The sequence below is a fragment of the Streptomyces sp. WZ.A104 genome, from assembly GCF_002382885.1.
In the GTDB taxonomy this organism is placed as follows: domain Bacteria; phylum Actinomycetota; class Actinomycetes; order Streptomycetales; family Streptomycetaceae; genus Streptomyces.
Genome location: NZ_NWVL01000071.1, coordinates 1 through 17,848 on the forward strand (window position 1 = coordinate 1; position 17,848 = coordinate 17,848).

15 protein-coding genes, 3 tRNA genes and 1 pseudogene are annotated in these 17,848 nt (G+C 72.6%); 11 read left to right on the forward strand and 8 right to left on the reverse strand.

All coding sequences use genetic code 11. The annotated features are described in order from the left end of the window. The 5 genes and pseudogenes from CIB93_RS29460 to CIB93_RS29480 all read left to right on the forward strand — a co-directional run. Positions 1-739: pseudogene (locus tag CIB93_RS29460) on the forward strand (DNA polymerase III subunit gamma and tau); the annotation flags it as partial. Positions 740-836: 97 nt separating this feature from the next. Then, complete coding sequence (purD, locus tag CIB93_RS29465) at positions 837-2,087, forward strand: phosphoribosylamine--glycine ligase (protein WP_096631288.1); 1,251 nt, start codon at positions 837-839, stop codon at positions 2,085-2,087. Between the two features lie 329 nt (positions 2,088-2,416). Further along, a complete protein-coding gene (locus tag CIB93_RS29470; RefSeq protein ID WP_096631290.1) occupies positions 2,417-4,069 on the forward strand; it encodes a hypothetical protein in 1,653 nt (550 codons plus the stop codon). A gap of 181 nt (positions 4,070-4,250) precedes the next feature. Beyond that, positions 4,251-5,711 (forward strand): N,N-dimethylformamidase beta subunit family domain-containing protein, encoded by a 1,461-nt coding sequence (locus tag CIB93_RS29475; RefSeq protein ID WP_096631292.1) that lies wholly within the window; start codon positions 4,251-4,253, stop codon positions 5,709-5,711. A 174-nt stretch (positions 5,712-5,885) separates the two neighbouring features. Further along, the gene (locus CIB93_RS29480) at positions 5,886-6,800 is read left to right on the forward strand and encodes a phosphoribosylaminoimidazolesuccinocarboxamide synthase (RefSeq protein WP_096631294.1); all 915 of its coding nucleotides are present in this window, start codon (positions 5,886-5,888) and stop codon (positions 6,798-6,800) included. Between the two features lie 52 nt (positions 6,801-6,852). Here the strand turns inward: CIB93_RS29480 and CIB93_RS29485 are convergent. The 8 genes from CIB93_RS29485 to CIB93_RS29520 all read right to left on the reverse strand — a co-directional run bounded on the left by CIB93_RS29485 (position 6,853) and on the right by CIB93_RS29520 (position 11,842). Then, positions 6,853-6,928, reverse strand: a tRNA-Gly gene (locus tag CIB93_RS29485). A 23-nt stretch (positions 6,929-6,951) separates the two neighbouring features. After that, entirely contained in the window at positions 6,952-7,578 is a 627-nt protein-coding gene (locus CIB93_RS29490) for a response regulator transcription factor (protein WP_096631296.1), read from the reverse strand. Next, the gene (locus CIB93_RS29495; RefSeq protein ID WP_257002424.1) at positions 7,575-9,050 is read right to left on the reverse strand and encodes a sensor histidine kinase; all 1,476 of its coding nucleotides are present in this window, start codon (positions 9,048-9,050) and stop codon (positions 7,575-7,577) included. The genes CIB93_RS29490 and CIB93_RS29495 overlap by 4 nt, the downstream gene beginning before the upstream one ends. 74 nt (positions 9,051-9,124) lie before the next feature. Then, entirely contained in the window at positions 9,125-9,949 is an 825-nt protein-coding gene (locus CIB93_RS29500) for an ABC transporter permease (protein WP_096631298.1), read from the reverse strand. Then, positions 9,946-10,953, reverse strand: a complete 1,008-nt coding sequence (locus CIB93_RS29505) for an ABC transporter ATP-binding protein (RefSeq protein ID WP_096631299.1) — start codon at positions 10,951-10,953, stop codon at positions 9,946-9,948. The genes CIB93_RS29500 and CIB93_RS29505 overlap by 4 nt, the downstream gene beginning before the upstream one ends. A gap of 129 nt (positions 10,954-11,082) precedes the next feature. Beyond that, positions 11,083-11,155, reverse strand: a tRNA-Gly gene (locus CIB93_RS29510). 80 nt (positions 11,156-11,235) lie between these two features. Then, positions 11,236-11,307, reverse strand: a tRNA-Gly gene (locus CIB93_RS29515). A gap of 199 nt (positions 11,308-11,506) precedes the next feature. After that, positions 11,507-11,842 (reverse strand): Lsr2 family protein, encoded by a 336-nt coding sequence (locus tag CIB93_RS29520; protein ID WP_096631301.1) that lies wholly within the window; start codon positions 11,840-11,842, stop codon positions 11,507-11,509. Between the two features lie 421 nt (positions 11,843-12,263). On the opposite strand from CIB93_RS29520, the gene purS reads away from it, so the two are divergent. The 6 genes from purS to CIB93_RS29550 all read left to right on the forward strand — a co-directional run bounded on the left by purS (position 12,264) and on the right by CIB93_RS29550 (position 17,846). Continuing rightward, positions 12,264-12,515 carry a phosphoribosylformylglycinamidine synthase subunit PurS gene (gene purS / locus CIB93_RS29525; protein WP_010056446.1) on the forward strand — a complete coding sequence of 84 codons (252 nt, stop codon included), beginning with the start codon at positions 12,264-12,266 and terminating at the stop codon, positions 12,513-12,515. Continuing rightward, positions 12,512-13,192 carry a phosphoribosylformylglycinamidine synthase subunit PurQ gene (gene purQ / locus CIB93_RS29530; RefSeq protein WP_096631302.1) on the forward strand — a complete coding sequence of 227 codons (681 nt, stop codon included), beginning with the start codon at positions 12,512-12,514 and terminating at the stop codon, positions 13,190-13,192. The genes purS and purQ overlap by 4 nt, the downstream gene beginning before the upstream one ends. Further along, positions 13,189-15,438 carry a phosphoribosylformylglycinamidine synthase subunit PurL gene (gene purL, locus CIB93_RS29535; RefSeq protein WP_096631304.1) on the forward strand — a complete coding sequence of 750 codons (2,250 nt, stop codon included), beginning with the start codon at positions 13,189-13,191 and terminating at the stop codon, positions 15,436-15,438. The genes purQ and purL overlap by 4 nt, the downstream gene beginning before the upstream one ends. 128 nt (positions 15,439-15,566) lie before the next feature. Continuing rightward, the gene (locus tag CIB93_RS29540) at positions 15,567-16,109 is read left to right on the forward strand and encodes a helix-turn-helix domain-containing protein (protein ID WP_096631306.1); all 543 of its coding nucleotides are present in this window, start codon (positions 15,567-15,569) and stop codon (positions 16,107-16,109) included. A 45-nt stretch (positions 16,110-16,154) separates the two neighbouring features. Continuing rightward, the gene (locus CIB93_RS29545) at positions 16,155-17,033 is read left to right on the forward strand and encodes a murein hydrolase activator EnvC (protein WP_096631308.1); all 879 of its coding nucleotides are present in this window, start codon (positions 16,155-16,157) and stop codon (positions 17,031-17,033) included. 9 nt (positions 17,034-17,042) lie between these two features. Continuing rightward, positions 17,043-17,846, forward strand: coding sequence for a maleylpyruvate isomerase family mycothiol-dependent enzyme (locus CIB93_RS29550; RefSeq protein WP_096631310.1), 804 nt, complete (start codon positions 17,043-17,045; stop codon positions 17,844-17,846). Positions 17,847-17,848 lie beyond the last annotated feature (2 nt).

Here is a 17,848-nt window from a genome sequence, read left to right on the forward strand (position 1 = left end):
CCCGGCCCCCGCCGCCTCGCCCGCCACCGGTCCGGCCGCTCCAGCCGCCCCGGCCCCGGCGGCCCCTGCGGCGCCGGTCGCGCCCGAGGGCGGCCAGAGCATGGCCCAAGGCGCCGCCCAGGTGCGGAACATGTGGCCCGACATCCTGGAGGCGGTCAAGAACCGCCGCCGCTTCACCTGGATCCTGCTCAGCCAGAACGCCCAGGTGACCGGCTTCGACGGGACCACCCTCCAGATCGGCTTCCTCAACGCGGGCGCCCGTGACAACTTCGCCAGCAGCGGCAGCGAGGAGGTCCTGAAGCAGGCCCTCGCCGAGCGCTTCAACGCCCAGTGGCGGGTCGAAGCGGTCGTCGACCCCTCCGGTGGCGGTGGGACGCCCCCGCAGCCCGGCGGCGGACGCCCCGCCCCGCAGTACCAGCCCGCCCCCACGGCCCCCGCCGCCCCGCTCGCGTACGAGCCCCGGCCGCAGCACTCCGCCCCCCAGCAGTCCTCGGCCCCGTCCCAGCCGCAGCACGCGCCGCCTCCCCAGCAGACGCCGCCCTCCTCGGCGCCCCCGTCCCCCCAGGGCGGCCGGGACGCCGTGCCGCCCGCCCCGGAGCCGCCGCGTTCCGTGGCCCCCGAGGACGACACCCCGGAGGCCGACGATCCGGATCTCGTCGACTCCGCCCTCTCCGGCCACGACCTGATCGTCCGGGAGCTGGGCGCCACGGTGATCGAGGAGTTCACGAACGAGCAGTGAGCGACCACTGATCGGGTCGGCCCGATGGGCGGCCAGATCCCGTCCGCTCACCGGCTGGCGTCAAGGCTCCGCGGGCCCGGCGGCTAGGCTGCACCCCGTGAAGGTCCTCGTCATCGGCGGCGGCGCCCGCGAACACGCCCTGTGCCGCTCTCTGTCCCTCGACCCCGATGTCACCGCTCTGTACTGCGCCCCCGGCAACGCCGGCATCGCAGAGGTGGCCGAACTGCACCCGGTCGACGCGCTCGACGGTGACGCCGTCGCGCGCCTCGCGGCCGAGCTGGGCGCCGGGCTGGTGGTCGTCGGCCCGGAGGCGCCGCTCGTCGCCGGGGTCGCCGACGCCGTGCGCGCGGCGGGCATCCCCTGCTTCGGCCCCTCCGGCGAAGCCGCGCGGCTCGAAGGCTCCAAGGCGTTCGCCAAGGACGTCATGGCGGGCGCCGGTGTGCCCACCGCCCGCAGCTACGTCTGCACCACCCCCGCGGAGATCGACGAGGCCCTCGACGCCTTCGGCGCTCCGTACGTCGTCAAGGACGACGGCCTCGCGGCGGGCAAGGGCGTCGTCGTCACCGAAGACGTCGAGGCGGCCCGCGCCCACGCGCTGTCCTGCGACCGCGTGGTCATCGAGGAGTTCCTCGACGGGCCCGAGGTCAGCCTCTTCGCGATCACCGACGGCACCACGGTGCTGCCGCTCCAGCCCGCCCAGGACTTCAAGCGCGCGCTCGACGGCGACGAGGGCCCGAACACCGGCGGCATGGGCGCCTACTCCCCGCTCCCCTGGGCCGACCCCAAGCTGGTCGACGAGGTTCTCCGGACCGTTCTCCAGCCGACCGTCGACGAGCTGCGCCGCCGGGGTACGCCCTTCTCCGGGCTGCTCTACGCGGGCCTCGCGATCACCTCGCGCGGGGTGCGGGTCATCGAGTTCAACGCCCGCTTCGGCGACCCGGAGACCCAGGTGGTCCTGGCCCGGCTGAAGACCCCGCTGGCCGGTGTCCTGCTCGCCTCCGCCAACGGCACCCTCGACGTCCTCCCGCCGCTGAACTGGCGCGACGACGCCGCCGTCACCGTGGTCATCGCCTCGCACAACTACCCGGACACCCCGCGCACCGGCGACCCGATCGACGGGCTCGCCGAGGTCGCGGCGCAGGATGGACCCGACGCGTACGTCCTGCACGCCGGGACCCGCGCCGAGGGCGACGCGATCGTCAGCGCGGGCGGCCGGGTGCTCTCGGTGACCGCGACCGGCAAGGACCTCGCGGCAGCCCGTGAGCGCGCCTACACCGCCCTCGGCCGCATCCGCCTCGACGGTTCCCAGCACCGCACGGACATCGCCCTGGAGGCCGCCCAGGGCTGACCCGGCCCCGGACCGCCCCCCAGCCCCTCCGCCCGCCCTCGTACGCCACCGGCGTACGCGTCGGGCGCGAGGGGCTTACCCATGGGCGCCCAGGTCTGCCCGTGACCTGCCCTATGGGCGCGAACACGTCAGCAGCTTTACCCAAAGCCATTCCATCGGGTGACGACTGGGCCATCCGGATGACGGCCGCCGGAGGCCCAACTAGGGTGCGGCGCAAGCGTTCCGGCACTTGGCCCACCGGCATTGCGATGTCGGTGGCGGGTGCCACAGTGGGGGAATGAGCAACACCGTCGCGAGGGCAGTGAGGGCAGAGGGGGTGACGTCCGGCCGTGTCAGGTATCGATGTGGGTGAGGAGCTGGGTGCGCGGGCCGCGCAGGCGCGAGCGCTCTCCCTGTTGCGGATCCGCGGCAGGGCGCTGGCCGTGGCGATCCTGCCCGCGGCCGTCGCCGTGGTGCTGTTCGCCGCGGGTGCGCAGGGGCACCTGGGCGGCCCGGTCTGGGACGCCGTGCGCTGGGCGGCCCTCGGCGTGGCCGTCGTCGTGCTGCTGGTGACCGTCCTGGTGGCGGTCTCCGTGGCCCGCGCACGGCCCGCCATGAGTCCGACCGTCCCCGTGCCGGAGGAGGGGGCCCCCGACCTCTACCGCCTGGTCCGGGACCTGGCCGACCGCCTCGACGTACCCGCGCCCTCGGCCATAGCGCTCACCCCGGACTGCGACAGCTGGCTGGAGGACCGTACGCACCGCGCGCACCGCAGCCTCCGGCACGGGCAGCACGGCGCCGCGTCCCGGCAGGACGCCCCGGTGCTGGTCATCGGCTCGCCGTTCCTGTGGTGGATGCGGGTCGCCGAGCTCCGCGCCGTGCTCGCCCCCGTCGTGGCGGGCACCGGCCCCGCCGCACACCCCGACATAGCCGCCGCCCGCCGCTTCGTCCGCGGTCTGGACGCCGCGGTCGCCGATGCCGCCGCCCCGGGCCGGGGGGCCGTGCGCGGGGCGCCGCTCACCTTCGTCGGCTGGGTCGCCCGGCTGCTGCTGCGCGCCTGCCGGGGCCATGCCGCCGAGATGGAGCGCTGTGTGGCCACGGCCGCCTCCCTGCGTGCCCAGACGGTCGACTACGGGCTCCGGATCGCCGCCCAGGAACAGGTCGGCCTCGCCTATGCGGGCTGGGACCGGCTGCTCACCCGGGTCGCGCTGCCCGCCTGGCGGATGGGGCGCTGGCCGTCCCGGCTGGACGCCGGGGTCGTCTCCGCGCTCACCGAGCTCTCCCGCCGGGACAGGCTGGCCGACGGCTTCGCCTCGCGGCTCGGCGAGCGCCCCGCCTGCGATCTGCTCGAAGAGCCCGGTGTGGCCGACGAGGCGGCGTCGCTGCTCGCGGCCCGGCTGTTCCACGGCGGCCCCGCGGAGAGCGGTCCGGACTGGGCGCCGGTGGACTGGCAGCAGTATCCCGACGAGGTCGTCGACCGGAAGTGGCGCACCGAGGCCGCCCGGCTCCACCGGGTCCTCGACACGATGGACGTTCCTCCGGCGCCCGCGGCCGACCCGGCCGTGCCCACCCTGGCCCGGGTCATGGAGCACCTGTCCGGGCCCAGCGGCCCCGGCGACGCGCTCGCCGCGGGTATCGGCGCCGCGGTCGCCCGCGAGGAGGCGAAGGTCCCGGCGGCGCAGCCCGGTCCCGCCGTCGACGATCCCCTCGACCTCTGGGGTCCCGGCCCGCTGCCCCTCTTCCCGCTCCAGCCGCCGCGTACGGGCACGGAGCTGCTCGTCGACCACGTCGCGGCGATGGTCTGCTGCGCGGCCGTGGACACGGCGGGCGCGGCGCCCGGCCTGGACTGGCTGGACGGCCCCGCGCTGCTCGTCGACGGCGAGCGCCGGGCAGACCTCGCGACGCCCGTCCTGAGCCTCGTCGAGGACGGCGACCCGGACCCGCTGCGCTCCTGGCTCGCGGAGGTCGGAGTCCGCTCCGACAAACCGGTCCGGCTGGTGTGAGCGGCCCCCGTCGCGGAAGCACCAGGCCTCGGCCGCAGGTCACAAATCGGAAGCCCATGTTCCGTTCCCGTCAATTCGCGACGAACGGTGACGGACTGCATGCGTTATGTGATGTGCTGGGGACCGGCGCTGACATCCGGCGCACCGCAGTTGTCCGGGGGACGTGAGGGAGGGGCGCGGCATGGGGGCGGAGCAGATTCGACGGTGGGAGTCGGGTGCCCTCGCGCACGCGGTGAGCGATCCCTTCGGGCAGGGCCCGCTGCCCTGGCTGCGCGGCAGTGAGCACTACTTCGACGACACCGGCCAGGTCGTCCCCTGGTATGCGGACGTGGCGCTCGGCCGCGGCACCGGCGGCGGCACCCGAACCGCCGACGACGTGCACCGGCAGATCAAGGGCTTCGTCTCGCCCGGCGCGGCGGCCCCGGGCGAGGCCATCGACTTCCACATCACCGTCGATCCGCCCCAGCAGTTCTCCGTTGACGTCTACCGGATCGGTCATTACGGCGGCGACGGCGCGGCCAAGATCACCACGAGTCCGCGGCTCTCCGGCATCGTCCAGCCCCCGCCGCTCGCCGCCGACCGGACCGTCTCCTGCCACCACTGGTGGATGTCCTGGCGGCTGCAGATCCCGAGCTACTGGTCGGTGGGCGCCCATGTGGCCGTCCTGACCACCGCCGACGGCCACCGCTCGCACATCCCCTTCACCGTGCGCCACGACCACCCCGCCGACCTGCTGCTCCTGCTGCCCGACATCACCTGGCAGGCGTACAACCTCTACCCGGAGGACGGCCGCACCGGCGCCAGCCTCTACCACGCGTGGGACGAGAACGGGCGGCTGGTCGGCGAGGAGGACGCGGCCGTCACGATCTCCTTCGACCGCCCCTACGCCGGGGCGGGCCTGCCGCTGCACGTGGGACATGCCTACGACTTCATCCGCTGGGCCGAGCGGTACGGCTACGACCTCGCCTACGCCGACGCCCGTGACCTGCACGCGGGGCGCGTCGACCCCAGCCGCTACCGTGGCCTGGTCTTCCCCGGCCACGACGAGTACTGGTCCATGCCCATGCGCCGGGCCGCCGAACGCGCCCGCGACTCCGGCACCTCGCTCGTCTTCCTCTCCGCCAACACCATGTACTGGCAGGTGGGCCTCGCCCCCTCTGCCTCCGGCGAACCGGACCGCCTGCTGACCTGCCGCAAGCGCCGGGGGCCGGGGAAGTCCGCGCTGTGGCGCGAGGTGGACCGCCCCGAGCAGCAGCTCCTGGGCATCCAGTACGCGGGCCGGGTGCCCGAGCCCCGCCCGCTGGTCGTACGCAACGCCGAGCACTGGCTCTGGGACGCCACGGGCGCGGTCGACGGCGACGAGATCGAGGGCCTGGTGGCGGGCGAGGCCGACCGCTACTTCCCGCGCGTCAGCCTGCCGGAGCACGACAGCCGCATCCTGCTCGCCCACTCCCCGTACGCGGACTCCGAGGGCTCCCTCCGCCACCAGGAGACCTCGCTGTACCAGTCCCCCTCCGGTGCGTTCGTCTTCGCCTCCGGCACCTTCGCCTGGTCCCCGGCCCTGGACCGTCCCGGCCATGTCGACCCCCGTGTCCAGCAGGCGACGGCCAACCTCCTCGACCGGATCTGCAAGCGCGACTGATCGGGTCCCGGACAGCGACCGGACGGGGTCCGGACCAAGCGCGGGCAGGCCACGGCCGAGCCCCGAGCGCATCCGACCGAGTCCCGAACGCACCCCGCCGAGCCCCGCGCGCGCCCCGCTCCCCCCGTACGGGACAATCGGAACCGCTCCTGGATCAATCTACGCGGAGGCACCGTGTCCGGTTTTGTAGAAAAGCCCGAGCCCGTGCAGGTTCCGGGCCTCACCCACCTGCACACCGGCAAGGTGCGTGACCTGTACCGGAACGAGGCGGGGCAGCTCGTCATGGTCGCCAGCGACCGCATCTCCGCGTACGACTGGGTCCTGCCCACCGAGATCCCCGACAAGGGCCGCGTCCTCACCCGGCTCTCGCTCTGGTGGTTCGACCAGCTCGCCGATCTGGTCCCCAACCATGTGATCTCCACCGAGCTGCCCCCGGGCGCCCCGGCGGACTGGGAGGGCCGCACCCTCATCTGCACGTCCCTGCGCATGGTCCAGGTGGAGTGCGTGGCCCGCGGCTATCTGACCGGCTCCGGGCTGGTCGAGTACAACGATTCCCGTACGGTCTGCGGCATCGGTCTCCCCGAGGGCCTGGTCAACGGTTCCGAGCTGCCCGGCCCGATCTTCACCCCGGCCACCAAGGCGGCCGTCGGCGACCACGACGAGAACGTCAGCTACGAGGAGGTCGCCCGCGAGGTCGGCGTCGAGACGGCCGCCGAGCTGCGGCGGACGACGCTCGACGCCTACGGCAGGGCCCGGGACATCGCGCACGAGCGCGGCATCATCCTGGCCGACACCAAGTTCGAGTTCGGCTTCGAGACCACCGAGGACGGCGGCGAACGCCTGGTCATCGCCGACGAGGTGCTGACCCCGGACTCCTCGCGCTTCTGGCCCGCCGCCACCTGGCAGCCGGGCCGCGCACAGCCCAGCTACGACAAGCAGTTCGTACGCGACTGGCTGACCTCGCCCGCCTCCGGCTGGGACCGCGCGAGCGAGACGCCGCCCCCGGCGCTGCCGCGGGAGATCGTGGACGCGACCCGCGCCAAGTACATCGAGGCGTACGAGGTGCTGACCGGAACCAGCTGGTCGTAGCGGCAGGCGGATACGCAGAAGCCCCGGTCCGAGAGGACCGGGGCTTCTGCCGTGGAGCGAACGACGAGGTTCGAACTCGCGACCTCAACCTTGGCAAGGTTGCGCTCTACCAGCTGAGCTACGTTCGCAGTGCGCCGAAGCGCGATGCCTACTATACCCAACCCCGCTCGCGCGCGAGACGCACTGCCGTGTGCCGGTTCTCCGCACCGATCTTGGTGGCGGCCGATGACAGGTAGTTGCGTACCGTTCCCTGGGACAGCGAGGCCCGCTCGGCGATCTCCGCGACCGGTGCCCCGTCCGCCGCCAGTTCGAGCACCTCGGCCTCCCGGGCGGTCAGCGGCGAGTCCCCGGCGGAGATCGCGTCGGCCGCCAACTCCGGGTCCACGTAACGGTTTCCGGCGTGGACGGTACGGATGATCTCGGCGAGCCTGCGGGCGCTGACCGTCTTCGGGACGAACCCGCGCACCCCGGCGGCCAGGGCCCGCTTGAGATGCCCGGGGCGGCCGTGGCTGGTCACGATCATGGTGCGGCAGCGGGGGAGTTCCGCCCGCAGGGATGTGGCGACCTTCACACCGTCCGCCCCCGGCATCTGGAGATCGAGGACGGCGACATCGGGCCGGTGCGCGAGGGCCATCGCGAGCGCCTCGGGGCCGCTCGCCGCCTCCGCGACGACCATCAGGTCCTCCTCCAGGGCGAGCAGCGCGGCCAGCGCTCCCCGGATCAGGTGCTCGTCATCGGCCAGCAGGACCCGCAGGGGTCGGTCGGTGCCGGTGGTCATCGTTCCTCCGGGATGGTGGGAAGAGGGGTGTCGTCGGCGGGGGAGGGGCGGCCGTGCGCACCCGGACGCGGGTCGTCGGTGAGCGGCACCGTGGCCGTCACCCGGAAGAGGCCGCCCTCGGAGCCCTCGGCGGTGCCGGAGCCCTCGGAGCCCGTAGCGCCGCCGGCGCCTGCAGCGGCCCCGGAACCCCTGGTGGTCCCGGCGCCGCCGAAGCCGCCGGTCCCCTTGCCGCCCCCGGCGGCCTCGGGGCCCGTAGCGCCCCCGACGACTCCGGCCGTCAGCGATCCGCCCAGCGCGCCGAGCCGCTCGCGCAGTCCGGCCAGTCCCGAACCGCCGCCGTCCGGGCCGGGCGCACCCGTGGAGGCCCCGTCGTTCTGCACCTCAAGCACCACCGCGTCCCGGGTCCGGGTGAGGCGGATCGCGCAGTGGCGCGGATCGCCGTGGCGCAGGACGTTCGTCGCCGCCTCCCGCACCACCCAGCCCAGGGCGGCCTGGACGGCCGCCGGAGCTCCGAGGCCCGCCGGGCCGTCTGCGCCCTCGACGGTGCAGGTGATTCCGGCGGCCTGCAACACACCCTGGGCGCCCATGAGTTCGGTGGCGAGATCGGCCTCCCGGTAGCCCCGTACGACATCGCGCACCTCTTGCTGTGAGGCGCGGGCGATCCGCTGCACCTCGACCATCTGGTCCACCGCGGCCGGGTTGCCGCGCTGTGCCAGCTCCACGGCCAGCTCGCTCTTCAGCGCGATCACCGCCAGATTCCTGCCCAGCACATCGTGCATGTCCCGGCCGAACCGCAGCCGCTCCTCCGCCACCGCCAGCCGCGCCTGCGTGTCCCGCGCCTCTTCCGCCTGCCACATCACCGACAGGCTCCAGCCGCTGGGGCGTACGGAGCCGACCACCAGCGCGATGGCGACGGTCATCGTGGCGCCCGTCGCCAGCAGTGGAGTCCCGCTGCCTCCGAAGACCGCCAGCAGCGCCAGGAAGGCCGCGATATAGGCCGCGCCGTGCAGCAGGAACTTCCGGGCGGGGACGAGCAGGGCGTACGGCACTCCGAACGCCACCGGCAGGTCCATCGCCAGCACCGGCAGCGACTCGTCGTCGATCCCGCCCACCGCCGCCAGGGCGATCACCAGCCCGGCCATCGCCACCAGGAGCACTGCCGGGAGCCGCAGCCGGCGCAGGGGGAAGGGCTCCGCTCCCCGGTAGTGGGCGAAGGCGGGTCGCACGTTGAGGTTGCTCAGCACGGACTGGGTGATGTTCAGGACGAACAGGGCCACACCGATGGCCAGCGCCCAGGCGCCCCGGTCCACAATCGTGCCGAGCGGCAGCAGGCCCCAGGTCAGCAGCAAGATCCAGGTCATCGCGCAGAGGGTGACCCGGGTGTAGAGGTCGATGCGCTGGAGCTTGGTGCCCTCGTGCCAGCCCCGCCGCCAGCCCCGTACCCGACCGATCACGCTTGTCAGCCCTTTCACTTCGCCTCCCGCGCGGAAGACTCCCGCGGCAGGCCCCTGCGGAAGGCTCCCGGTGGAGCCGCCCGGTGCGCCGCTCAGCCGCGCGGGTCCCAGCGGAACCACCGCTGCACAGCAAACACCCCGAACGCGGTCCAGGCCAGCGCGGTCACCCCGGCCGTGACCAGGTCACCGCTCTCCACGCCGCCGAGCCAGCCGTGCCGGACCAGGGTCATCACGCCGGTCATCGGCAGCAGCTCGAACACCGACGCCAGCCGGTCCGGGAACACCTCCAGCGGGACGAAGAGCCCGGAGCCGAACAGCGAGACGAAGTACAGCGGCAACGTGGTGAGCTGCGAGGTCTGCACCGTACGGGTCACCACGGCGGTCGCCGCGGCCAGCGCCGACATCAGCAGGAAGCCCAGCAGCAGCCCGGCCACCAGCAGATCGGGCCGGTGCGGTGCGCTCAGGTCGAAGGCGAGCGCGCCCGCCACCACCAGCAGCACGCACTGGGCCAGGGCCAGCGCCACGGACGGCAGCGCGGTGCCGGTGAGGATCTCGCGGTCGGAGATCTCGCCGGTGCGCAGCCGCTTCAGGACGAGCTCCTCGCGCCGGGCGACGTACGCGGAGACGAGGTTCATGTAGACGACCTGGACCAGCACCATGCCGATGCCGCCGGTGAGGGTGGCGCCCGCGATGGTGAGGCCGGTGCCGCCGAGGTCGATCTGTTCGAGCGAGGACCGTATCGCGAAGATCATCACGAGCGGCACCAGCAGGGCCACGACGATCGCGGTCCGGTTGCGCACCAGGAGGATCAGCTCGGCGCGCCCGAGCGCGGCCAGCCGCCGGGCCACGGCCGGGGCGCTCGCGGCGGGGCGGGTCGGGGCCGCCCGGTCGTGCACGGGGGGCGTGGTCGTCGTCATGCCGTCACCTTCTTCGTCCGGGTGGTGCGGGTGGGCCGGGCCGGGACCTGACGGGGGTCCTCGTCCCGGGGCGCGTGCTGGGTCTTCGCGATGTCGAGGAACGCCGCCTCCAGCGAGGCGGAGCGGGCGTCGAGCCCGTGCAGCCGTACACCCGACTCCCGGGCCCACTCCAGGAGTTCGTGCAGCGACTCCTGGAGGGCGGGGGTGCGGATCTCGACCCGCTGCCCCTCGGCCGCCGCCAGGAGAGAGAGCGGCAGGCGGGCCGCGGGCACGGCCTCGGGCAGGACGAACCGGATTCGGGCGGGCTGCTGTGCGGTCACCTCGGCGATGGTTCCGGACGTCACGATCCTCCCCTGGTGCATGATCGCCAGCCGGTCCGCGAGCGCCTCGGCCTCCTCCAGGTAGTGCGTGGTCAGCAGCACGGTCGTGCCGCTGTCCCGCAGCGCCCGGACGAGCTCCCAGGTCTCCTGCCGCCCCTCGGCGTCCAGCCCCGTCGTCGGCTCGTCGAGGAAGAGGACCTCGGGCCGGGAGGTCAGGGCCAGCGCCAGGTCGAGCCGGCGCTTCTCACCGCCGGACAACTGCTTGACCCGGACCTTCGCCCGGGCGGTCAGGCCGACCATCTCCAGGGCCTCGGCGGCGGGGCGGGCGCCGGTGGTGCAGGCCGACCACATGCGAACGGTCTCCATGACCGTGAGGTCGGAGGGGAAGCCGCCCTCCTGGAGCATCACCCCGGTACGGGGGCGGACGGCGGCGCGTTCGCGGTACGGGTCGTGGCCGAGGACCCGGACGGTGCCGTCGGTCGGCGGTGCCAGGCCCTCCAGGAGCTCCACGGTGGAGGTCTTGCCCGCACCGTTCGTCCCGAGCAGGGCGAACAGTTCGCCGCGGGCCACGGAGAAGGAGATCCCGGACACGGCCTCGAAGCCGTCGGCGTAACGGCGCCGGACCCCGTTCGCCTCGATCACGGGAGCGTCCACGCGGTCCCTGAGGATGTCGTCGCTGGTCATGCTTCAAGGTTTCCGCCGGAGAGGGCCCGTCGGCAGTGCGCGCTGTCATGACTGCTCATGACAAACGTCATGGGCGGGGTGCGGGCACGACAAAGGCCCCGATCGGAATCGATCGGGGCCTTTGATCCGAGCGGACGACCAGGTTCGAACTGGCGACCTCAACCTTGGCAAGGTTGCGCTCTACCAACTGAGCTACGTCCGCATTGCAGCCACTCGGCTTTCACCGGTGGAGCGAGCACTACTCTACCTGATCCAGCGAAGTGGTCTGAAGAGGTCGTGCAGAGCGGGTGACAGGAATTGCACACTGCGCCTTCCCCCTGGAAGGGGGATGTTCTACTACTGAACTACACCCGCACGCTGCGTGGGATCCGGCTTTGCGGCCTCGCCCCTCGGCGTGCTCCAGACTCTAGCCGACCTGCGGGGGTGTCGCGCAAGTCGGCTCCCGGCGGGTCCCGTCGCACGGGTCCCCGAGGGGGCGTTCGCGGTGCCCCGCACCCCGCCTGACGGAGCGTCCGCCGCCGGGACCCGGGGCCCGACGGCGGACGCCGCGCTCTCAATCGGAGGCCTGGAACGCTTCGTAGACCTTCTTCGGGATGCGGCCGCGGGCGGGCACCTCCATGCGGTGCGAGCGGGCCCAGGCGCGGACGGCCGCCGGGTCCGGCGCGAGGGCGGTGTGGCGGTAGGTCGTGGGCGTCCTGCCGTGTTTACTGGCATTTGTCTGCTTTCGGCCGGCCGCCATGTAAGGCGCCAGAGCCTTCCGCAGTTTCTTCGCGTTGGCGGGATTGAGGTCGATCTCGTACGTCTTCCCGTCCAGGGCGAAGGTCACCGTTTCCGCCGCTGCTCCCCCGTCGATGTCGTCGGAGAGCGTCACCACTACGCGCTGAGCCACGGATATCGGTCCTTTCCTACGGCATCGGCGCGTTCTGCGTACGCGGATGCCGGCCTTCCGGCTGTCAGGCGGGCGGATGTGGATCGACATGATGTCGACTGTTCCGTTGTCCCGGGGCAATGCTGCTTTCCCCGGTAATCATTTGTACAGCGACGGGTGCCGCATTGTGAAGCCCGGTCAATTGCATCCGCGTGTCCGTACGCAATCCGTGCACAATCCGGGCGAGATTTTTTCCGGACCTTTTCCCGTGCGGTGTCCTGGCCGATATCTGGACGTGATCTCCGCCGGGTCCCCTCCGCCTCCGCGCCGCCCGATATCTACCCGCGTAGAAATTTTGGGCAGGTACGCTGAGTGGACCCGCGGGGGTCTGGGGAACCCCCCGGAGAGACAGCCGCACCACACCACCACACCGGGAGTGCCAGTGGCACGCGTCGTAGTCGACGTCATGCTCAAGCCCGAGATCCTCGACCCGCAGGGACAGGCGGTGCAGCGCGCACTGCCCCGTCTCGGCTTCGAGGGAATCGCGGACGTTCGTCAGGGAAAGCGTTTCGAGCTGGAGGTCGAGGGGCCGGTGGACGACGCCGCCCTCGCCCGTATTAACGAGATGGCCGAGACGTTCCTCGCCAACACCGTCATCGAGGACTTCGTCGTGAAGGTGGAGGAGGAGAAGTGACCACCCGTATCGGCGTCGTCACTTTTCCCGGCACCCTCGACGATCAGGACGCCCTGCGCGCCGTCCGGATCGCGGGCGCCGAGCCCGTATCCCTGTGGCACCGCGACAAGGACCTGCACCAGGTCGACGCGGTCGTCCTCGCCGGTGGTTTCTCCTACGGGGACTACCTCCGCGCCGGAGCCATCTCCCGCTTCTCGCCGGTCATGGAAACGATCGTCGAGCAGGCGAAGGCCGGTATGCCGGTCCTCGGCATCTGCAACGGCTTCCAGATCCTGACCGAGGCGCACCTGCTGCCCGGCGCGATGCTGCGCAACAACCACCTGCACTTCATCTGCCGTGACCAGAAGCTGCGGGTGGAGAACGCGGAGACGGCCTGGACCTCGGACTACAGCGCGGGCCAGGAGATCAGCGTCCCGCTCAAGAACATGGACGGCCGCTACACCGCCGACGAGCGCACGCTCGACGAGCTGGAGGCCGAGGGCCGCGTCGCCTTCCGTTACCTGGACGGCAACCCCAACGGCTCGCTCCGCGACATCGCGGGCATCACCAACGCCGCGGGCAACATCGTCGGCCTGATGCCGCACCCCGAGCACGCCGTGGAGCCGCTCATCGGCACCGGCCGCACCGACGGCCTCGGTTTCTTCACCTCGATCATCAAGAAGCTGGTCAACGCATGAGCCTGGATACGGTCAAGCACGCGGCCGAGACCCCGGACGCCGAGCAGCCCTGGAAGGAGCTCGGCCTCAAGGAGGACGAGTACGCCCGGATCCGCGAGATCCTGGGCCGCCGTCCCACCGGCGCCGAGCTCGCCATGTACTCGGTGATGTGGTCGGAGCACTGCTCGTACAAGAGCAGCAAGGTCCACCTCAAGCAGTTCGGCGAGAAGGTCCCCGCCAACGACGCCATGCTCGTCGGCATCGGCGAGAACGCCGGTGTGGTCGACGTCGGCCAGGGGTACGCGGTCACCTTCAAGGTCGAGTCGCACAACCACCCCTCGTACATCGAGCCCTACCAGGGTGCGGCCACCGGCATCGGCGGCATCGTCCGCGACATCCTCGCGATGGGCGCCCGCCCGATCGCGGTCGTGGACCCGCTGCGCTTCGGCGCTGCCGACCACCCCGACACCAAGCGCGTCCTGCCGGGCGTCGTCGCGGGCATCGGCGGCTACGGCAACTGCCTGGGCCTGCCCAACATCGGCGGCGAGGTCGTCTTCGACGCCTGCTACCAGGGCAACCCGCTGGTCAACGCCGGCTGCATCGGTGTGATGAAGCACGAGGACATCCACCTCGCCAAGGCCTCCGGCGCGGGCAACAAGGTCATCCTGTACGGCGCCCGCACCGGCGGCGACGGCATCGGCGGCGTCTCCGTGCTGGCGAGCGAGACCTTCGAGTCCACCGGCCCGGCCAAGCGCCCCGCCGTCCAGGTCGGCGACCCGTTCCAGGAGAAGCTGCTCATCGAGTGCACCCTGGAGATCTTCGGCGAGAAGCTCGTCGACGGTATCCAGGACCTCGGCGGCGCCGGGCTCTCCTGCGCCACCTCCGAGCTGGCCTCGGCCGGTTCCGGCGGGATGCGCGTCGAGCTGGACACCGTGCCGCTGCGCGACTCCTCGCTCTCGCCCGAGGAGATCCTCATGAGCGAGTCGCAGGAGCGCATGTGCGCGATCGTCGAGCCGCAGCACGTGGACCGCTTCCTGGAGATCTGCGAGAAGTGGGACGTCATCGCCACCGTCATCGGTGAGGTGACCGAGGGCTCCCAGCTGGAGATCTTCTGGCACGGCGAGCAGATCGTGGACGTGCCGCCGCGCACGGTCGCGCACGAAGGTCCGGTCTACCACCGCCCGTTCGCCCGCCCGTCCTGGCAGGACGCGCTCCAGGCGGACGACGCGGGCCGGCTCGCGCGCCCGGGGAACGCCGCCGAGCTGCGCGAGCAGGTCCTCAAGCTGGTCGCCTCCCCGAACCAGGCCTCGAAGTCCTGGATCACCGACCAGTACGACCGCTTCGTGCAGGGCAACACCGTCCTCGCGATGCCCGAGGACGCGGGCATGGTCCGCATCGACGCCGAGTCGAATCTGGGCGTGGCCATGGCCACCGACGGCAACGGCCGGTACGCCAAGCTCGACCCGTACGCGGGCGCGCAGCTCGCGCTGGCGGAGTCGTACCGCAACGTGGCCGCTTCCGGAGCCAAGCCGCTGGCCATCTCCAACTGCCTGAACTTCGGTTCGCCCGAGGACCCGGACGTCATGTGGCAGTTCGCCGAGGCCACCCGCGGTCTCGCGGACGGCTGCCTGGAGCTGGGCACCCCGGTCACCGGCGGCAACGTCTCGCTGTACAACCAGACCGGTGAGACGGCGATCCACCCGACGCCGGTCGTGGCCGTGCTCGGCGTGATCGACGACGTCACCCGGCGTACGCCCATCGCCTTCGCGGAAGAGGGTCAGCTCCTCTACCTGCTGGGCGACACCCGCGAGGAGTTCGGCGGCTCGGCCTGGTCCGAGGTCGTCCACAACCACCTCGGCGGCCTGCCGCCGAAGGTGGACCTCGGCCGCGAGAAGCTGCTCGCCGAGATCCTCATCTCGGCCTCCCGCGACGGCATGATCGACGCCGCGCACGACCTGAGCGACGGCGGTCTGATCCAGGCCGTCACCGAGTCCTGCCTGCGCGGCGGGAAGGGCGCCCGGCTGGTCGTGCCGGACGGCCTGGACGCGTTCACCTTCCTCTTCTCGGAGTCGGCGGGCCGCGCGGTCGTCGCGGTCCCGCGCAGCGAGGAGCTCCGCTTCACCGACATGTGCGGGGCGCGCGGTCTGCCCGTCACCCGCATCGGTGTCGTGGACGGCGAGGAGATCGAGGTCCAGGGCGAGTTCGGCATCCCGCTGAGCGAGCTCCGTACGGCCCACGAGGCGACGATTCCCGCGCTGCTCGCCTGAGCCCGAGCCGCGTCGCCGCGTACGCCCGAAGCCCCCGCCCGGATGACCCGGGCGGGGGCTTCGGCCTTCCCGGAACCTGTTCCGGAACTCTCTTGATGGAAATTACGTAATTACGTAAGGTGGATGTCGTGGAGCTGGAGGAGCGGGTCGCCGAGCTGGAGAGGCGGCTCACGGCGCTTGAGCGGCAGGACCGCGAGGCGCCCCGCCTGGGCGACGGCGGCTTCTGGGCGCTGGAAGGGCTCAAGCAGCAGCTCGCCGACGCCGGGGAGACCGCAGCCGACGGCGGGGTGCTCTACACGGGCTCGGTCCGGCTGCCCACCGGCGAGCAGTACGAATGGCAGTACGGCGCCCTGACCGAGGCGCTGCTCGACGGGGGCGCGGAGCAGGGGGACGAGGGCCACGAGGGCGACGCCTGGGCGGGCGCCGCCGAGGCCTTGGCCGCGCTGGGCCACCCGGTCCGGCTGCGCCTGCTCCGCGAGATCCTCGGCGGCCTGCGCACGACCGCCGAGCTGGCCGCGCTCGACGGGGTCGGCACCACCGGCCAGATCTACCACCACCTGCGCCAACTCACCGGCTCGGGCTGGCTGCACGCGGCCGGGCGCGGACGGTACGAGGTTCCGGCCGCCCGGGTCGTACCGCTGCTGGTGGTGCTGACGGCGGCGCGGCCGTAGACCCACGGCCGCGGACGACCTAAGACAACAGGGGGGAAGTTGAAGATGTCCGTTCGCAGTGCCGTGGAGAGGGCCCACCGCATCTCCTGGGTGGTCCTGCTCGCGCTGGTGACCGCCGAGTTCCTCACGGATCTGCCCGGGCCGGGGTGGACGACCACACTGCTGCCCGCGGTGGTCGTGTCGGTCCTCCTGCTGACGACGCTCGCGCTCCAGACCAGGGCAGCCGCGCCCCGGGGCGAGCCGCGGGACCCGGTGGCGGTCGACCCGCCGGTGGCCGGGCGCTGGGCCGCCCTCAACAGCCCTGCGGACAAGGCCCCGAGCCACGGGACGCACGTCTACGGGCAGACGTACGCGATCGACATCCTGGCCGACCCGGAGCCGACGGACGGCGAGGCTCCGGCTCGTCCGCCGTTCCGGATGCTGTGGCCGGTCTTCCGCCGCAACCGCGACTTCCCGGCCTTCGGCGCCCCGCTGCTAGCGGTGGCCGACGCCACGGTCGTGGCGGCCAGCGACGGCCAGCGCGACCACCTGAGCCGCAACTCCCTGCCCGGGCTCGTCTATCTGATGCTCGTCGAAGCCGCCGTCCGGTCGGTCCTCGGCGTGCACCGGGTCTTCGGCAACCACGTCATCCTCGACCTCGGGGACGGTACGTACGCGGCCTACGCCCATGCCCAGCGCGGCTCGCTGACGGTGAAGGCTGGGGACACGGTCCGGGCCGGGCAGCGGATCGGCCGGTGCGGCAACTCCGGCAACACCACCGAACCCCACCTCCACTTCCAGCTGATGGACGGCCCGGACCTCGACACCGCCCGGGGCGTCCCGTTCACCTGGCGGGGCGTCGGAGTCCCGGCGGGCAGGGAGACGTTCACGGCCGGGGAGCAGGTCGCACCAGCCCGACCGGGCGATGTCGGAGGGGCCGGTTAGTCTCGGCCCATGCCCCCGGCCAAGAAGCGCCCGCGCGCCTACGACCACCTCAGGACCCGGACCGCCGTCCTCGCACAGTTCGGCCATGTGCGGGACGCCGTCCGCACGTTGACGCCCGACCAGCTCGCCCGGCCGACCCGGCTCGGCTCCTGGACGGTGCGCGAGCTCGCCGCGCATGTCGCGATGGGGCTCGCCAGCGTCGGCCGGTCCCTGGACCAGCCGGAGCCGCCCGGCCCCAAGCCCGATGTCGCCCTGCCGCGGTGGCCCTCGGCCACCGCGGCCCACGCCGGCCGGATCGCCGAGGACGTCCAGGAGCTGGCGGCCGCCCATCGCGATCTGGACGCGCTGTACGAGGAGGCGGAGGCGGGGTTCACCGCGGCTGTCCCGGCGTCCGGCACCGGAGAACGGCTGCTGGTCACCCGGGTCGGCTCCATGCGCCTGACCGACTTCCTGGTCACCCGGACCGTCGAGCTGGTCGTCCACACGGACGACCTGAACGAGGCGCTCGGATGGGAGATCCCGTACGAGCGGCAGGCGCTGGCCGCCTGCACCCGGCTGCTGGCGGACGCCCTCGCGGACCGGGCGCCCGGCGGTTCCGTCGAGGTGCGGGTCCCGCCGTTCGCGGTGGTCCAGTGCATCGGCGGCCCCAGGCACACGCGCGGGACCCCGCCCAATGTCGTGGAGACCGGCCCGCTGACCTGGATCCGGCTCGCCACCGGGCGTACGGAGTGGGCGCGGGCCCTGGAGGACGCCGAGGTCAGCGCCGGCGGCGAGCGGGCGGACCTGGCCGCGCTGCTGCCCCTGATGGGCTGAGC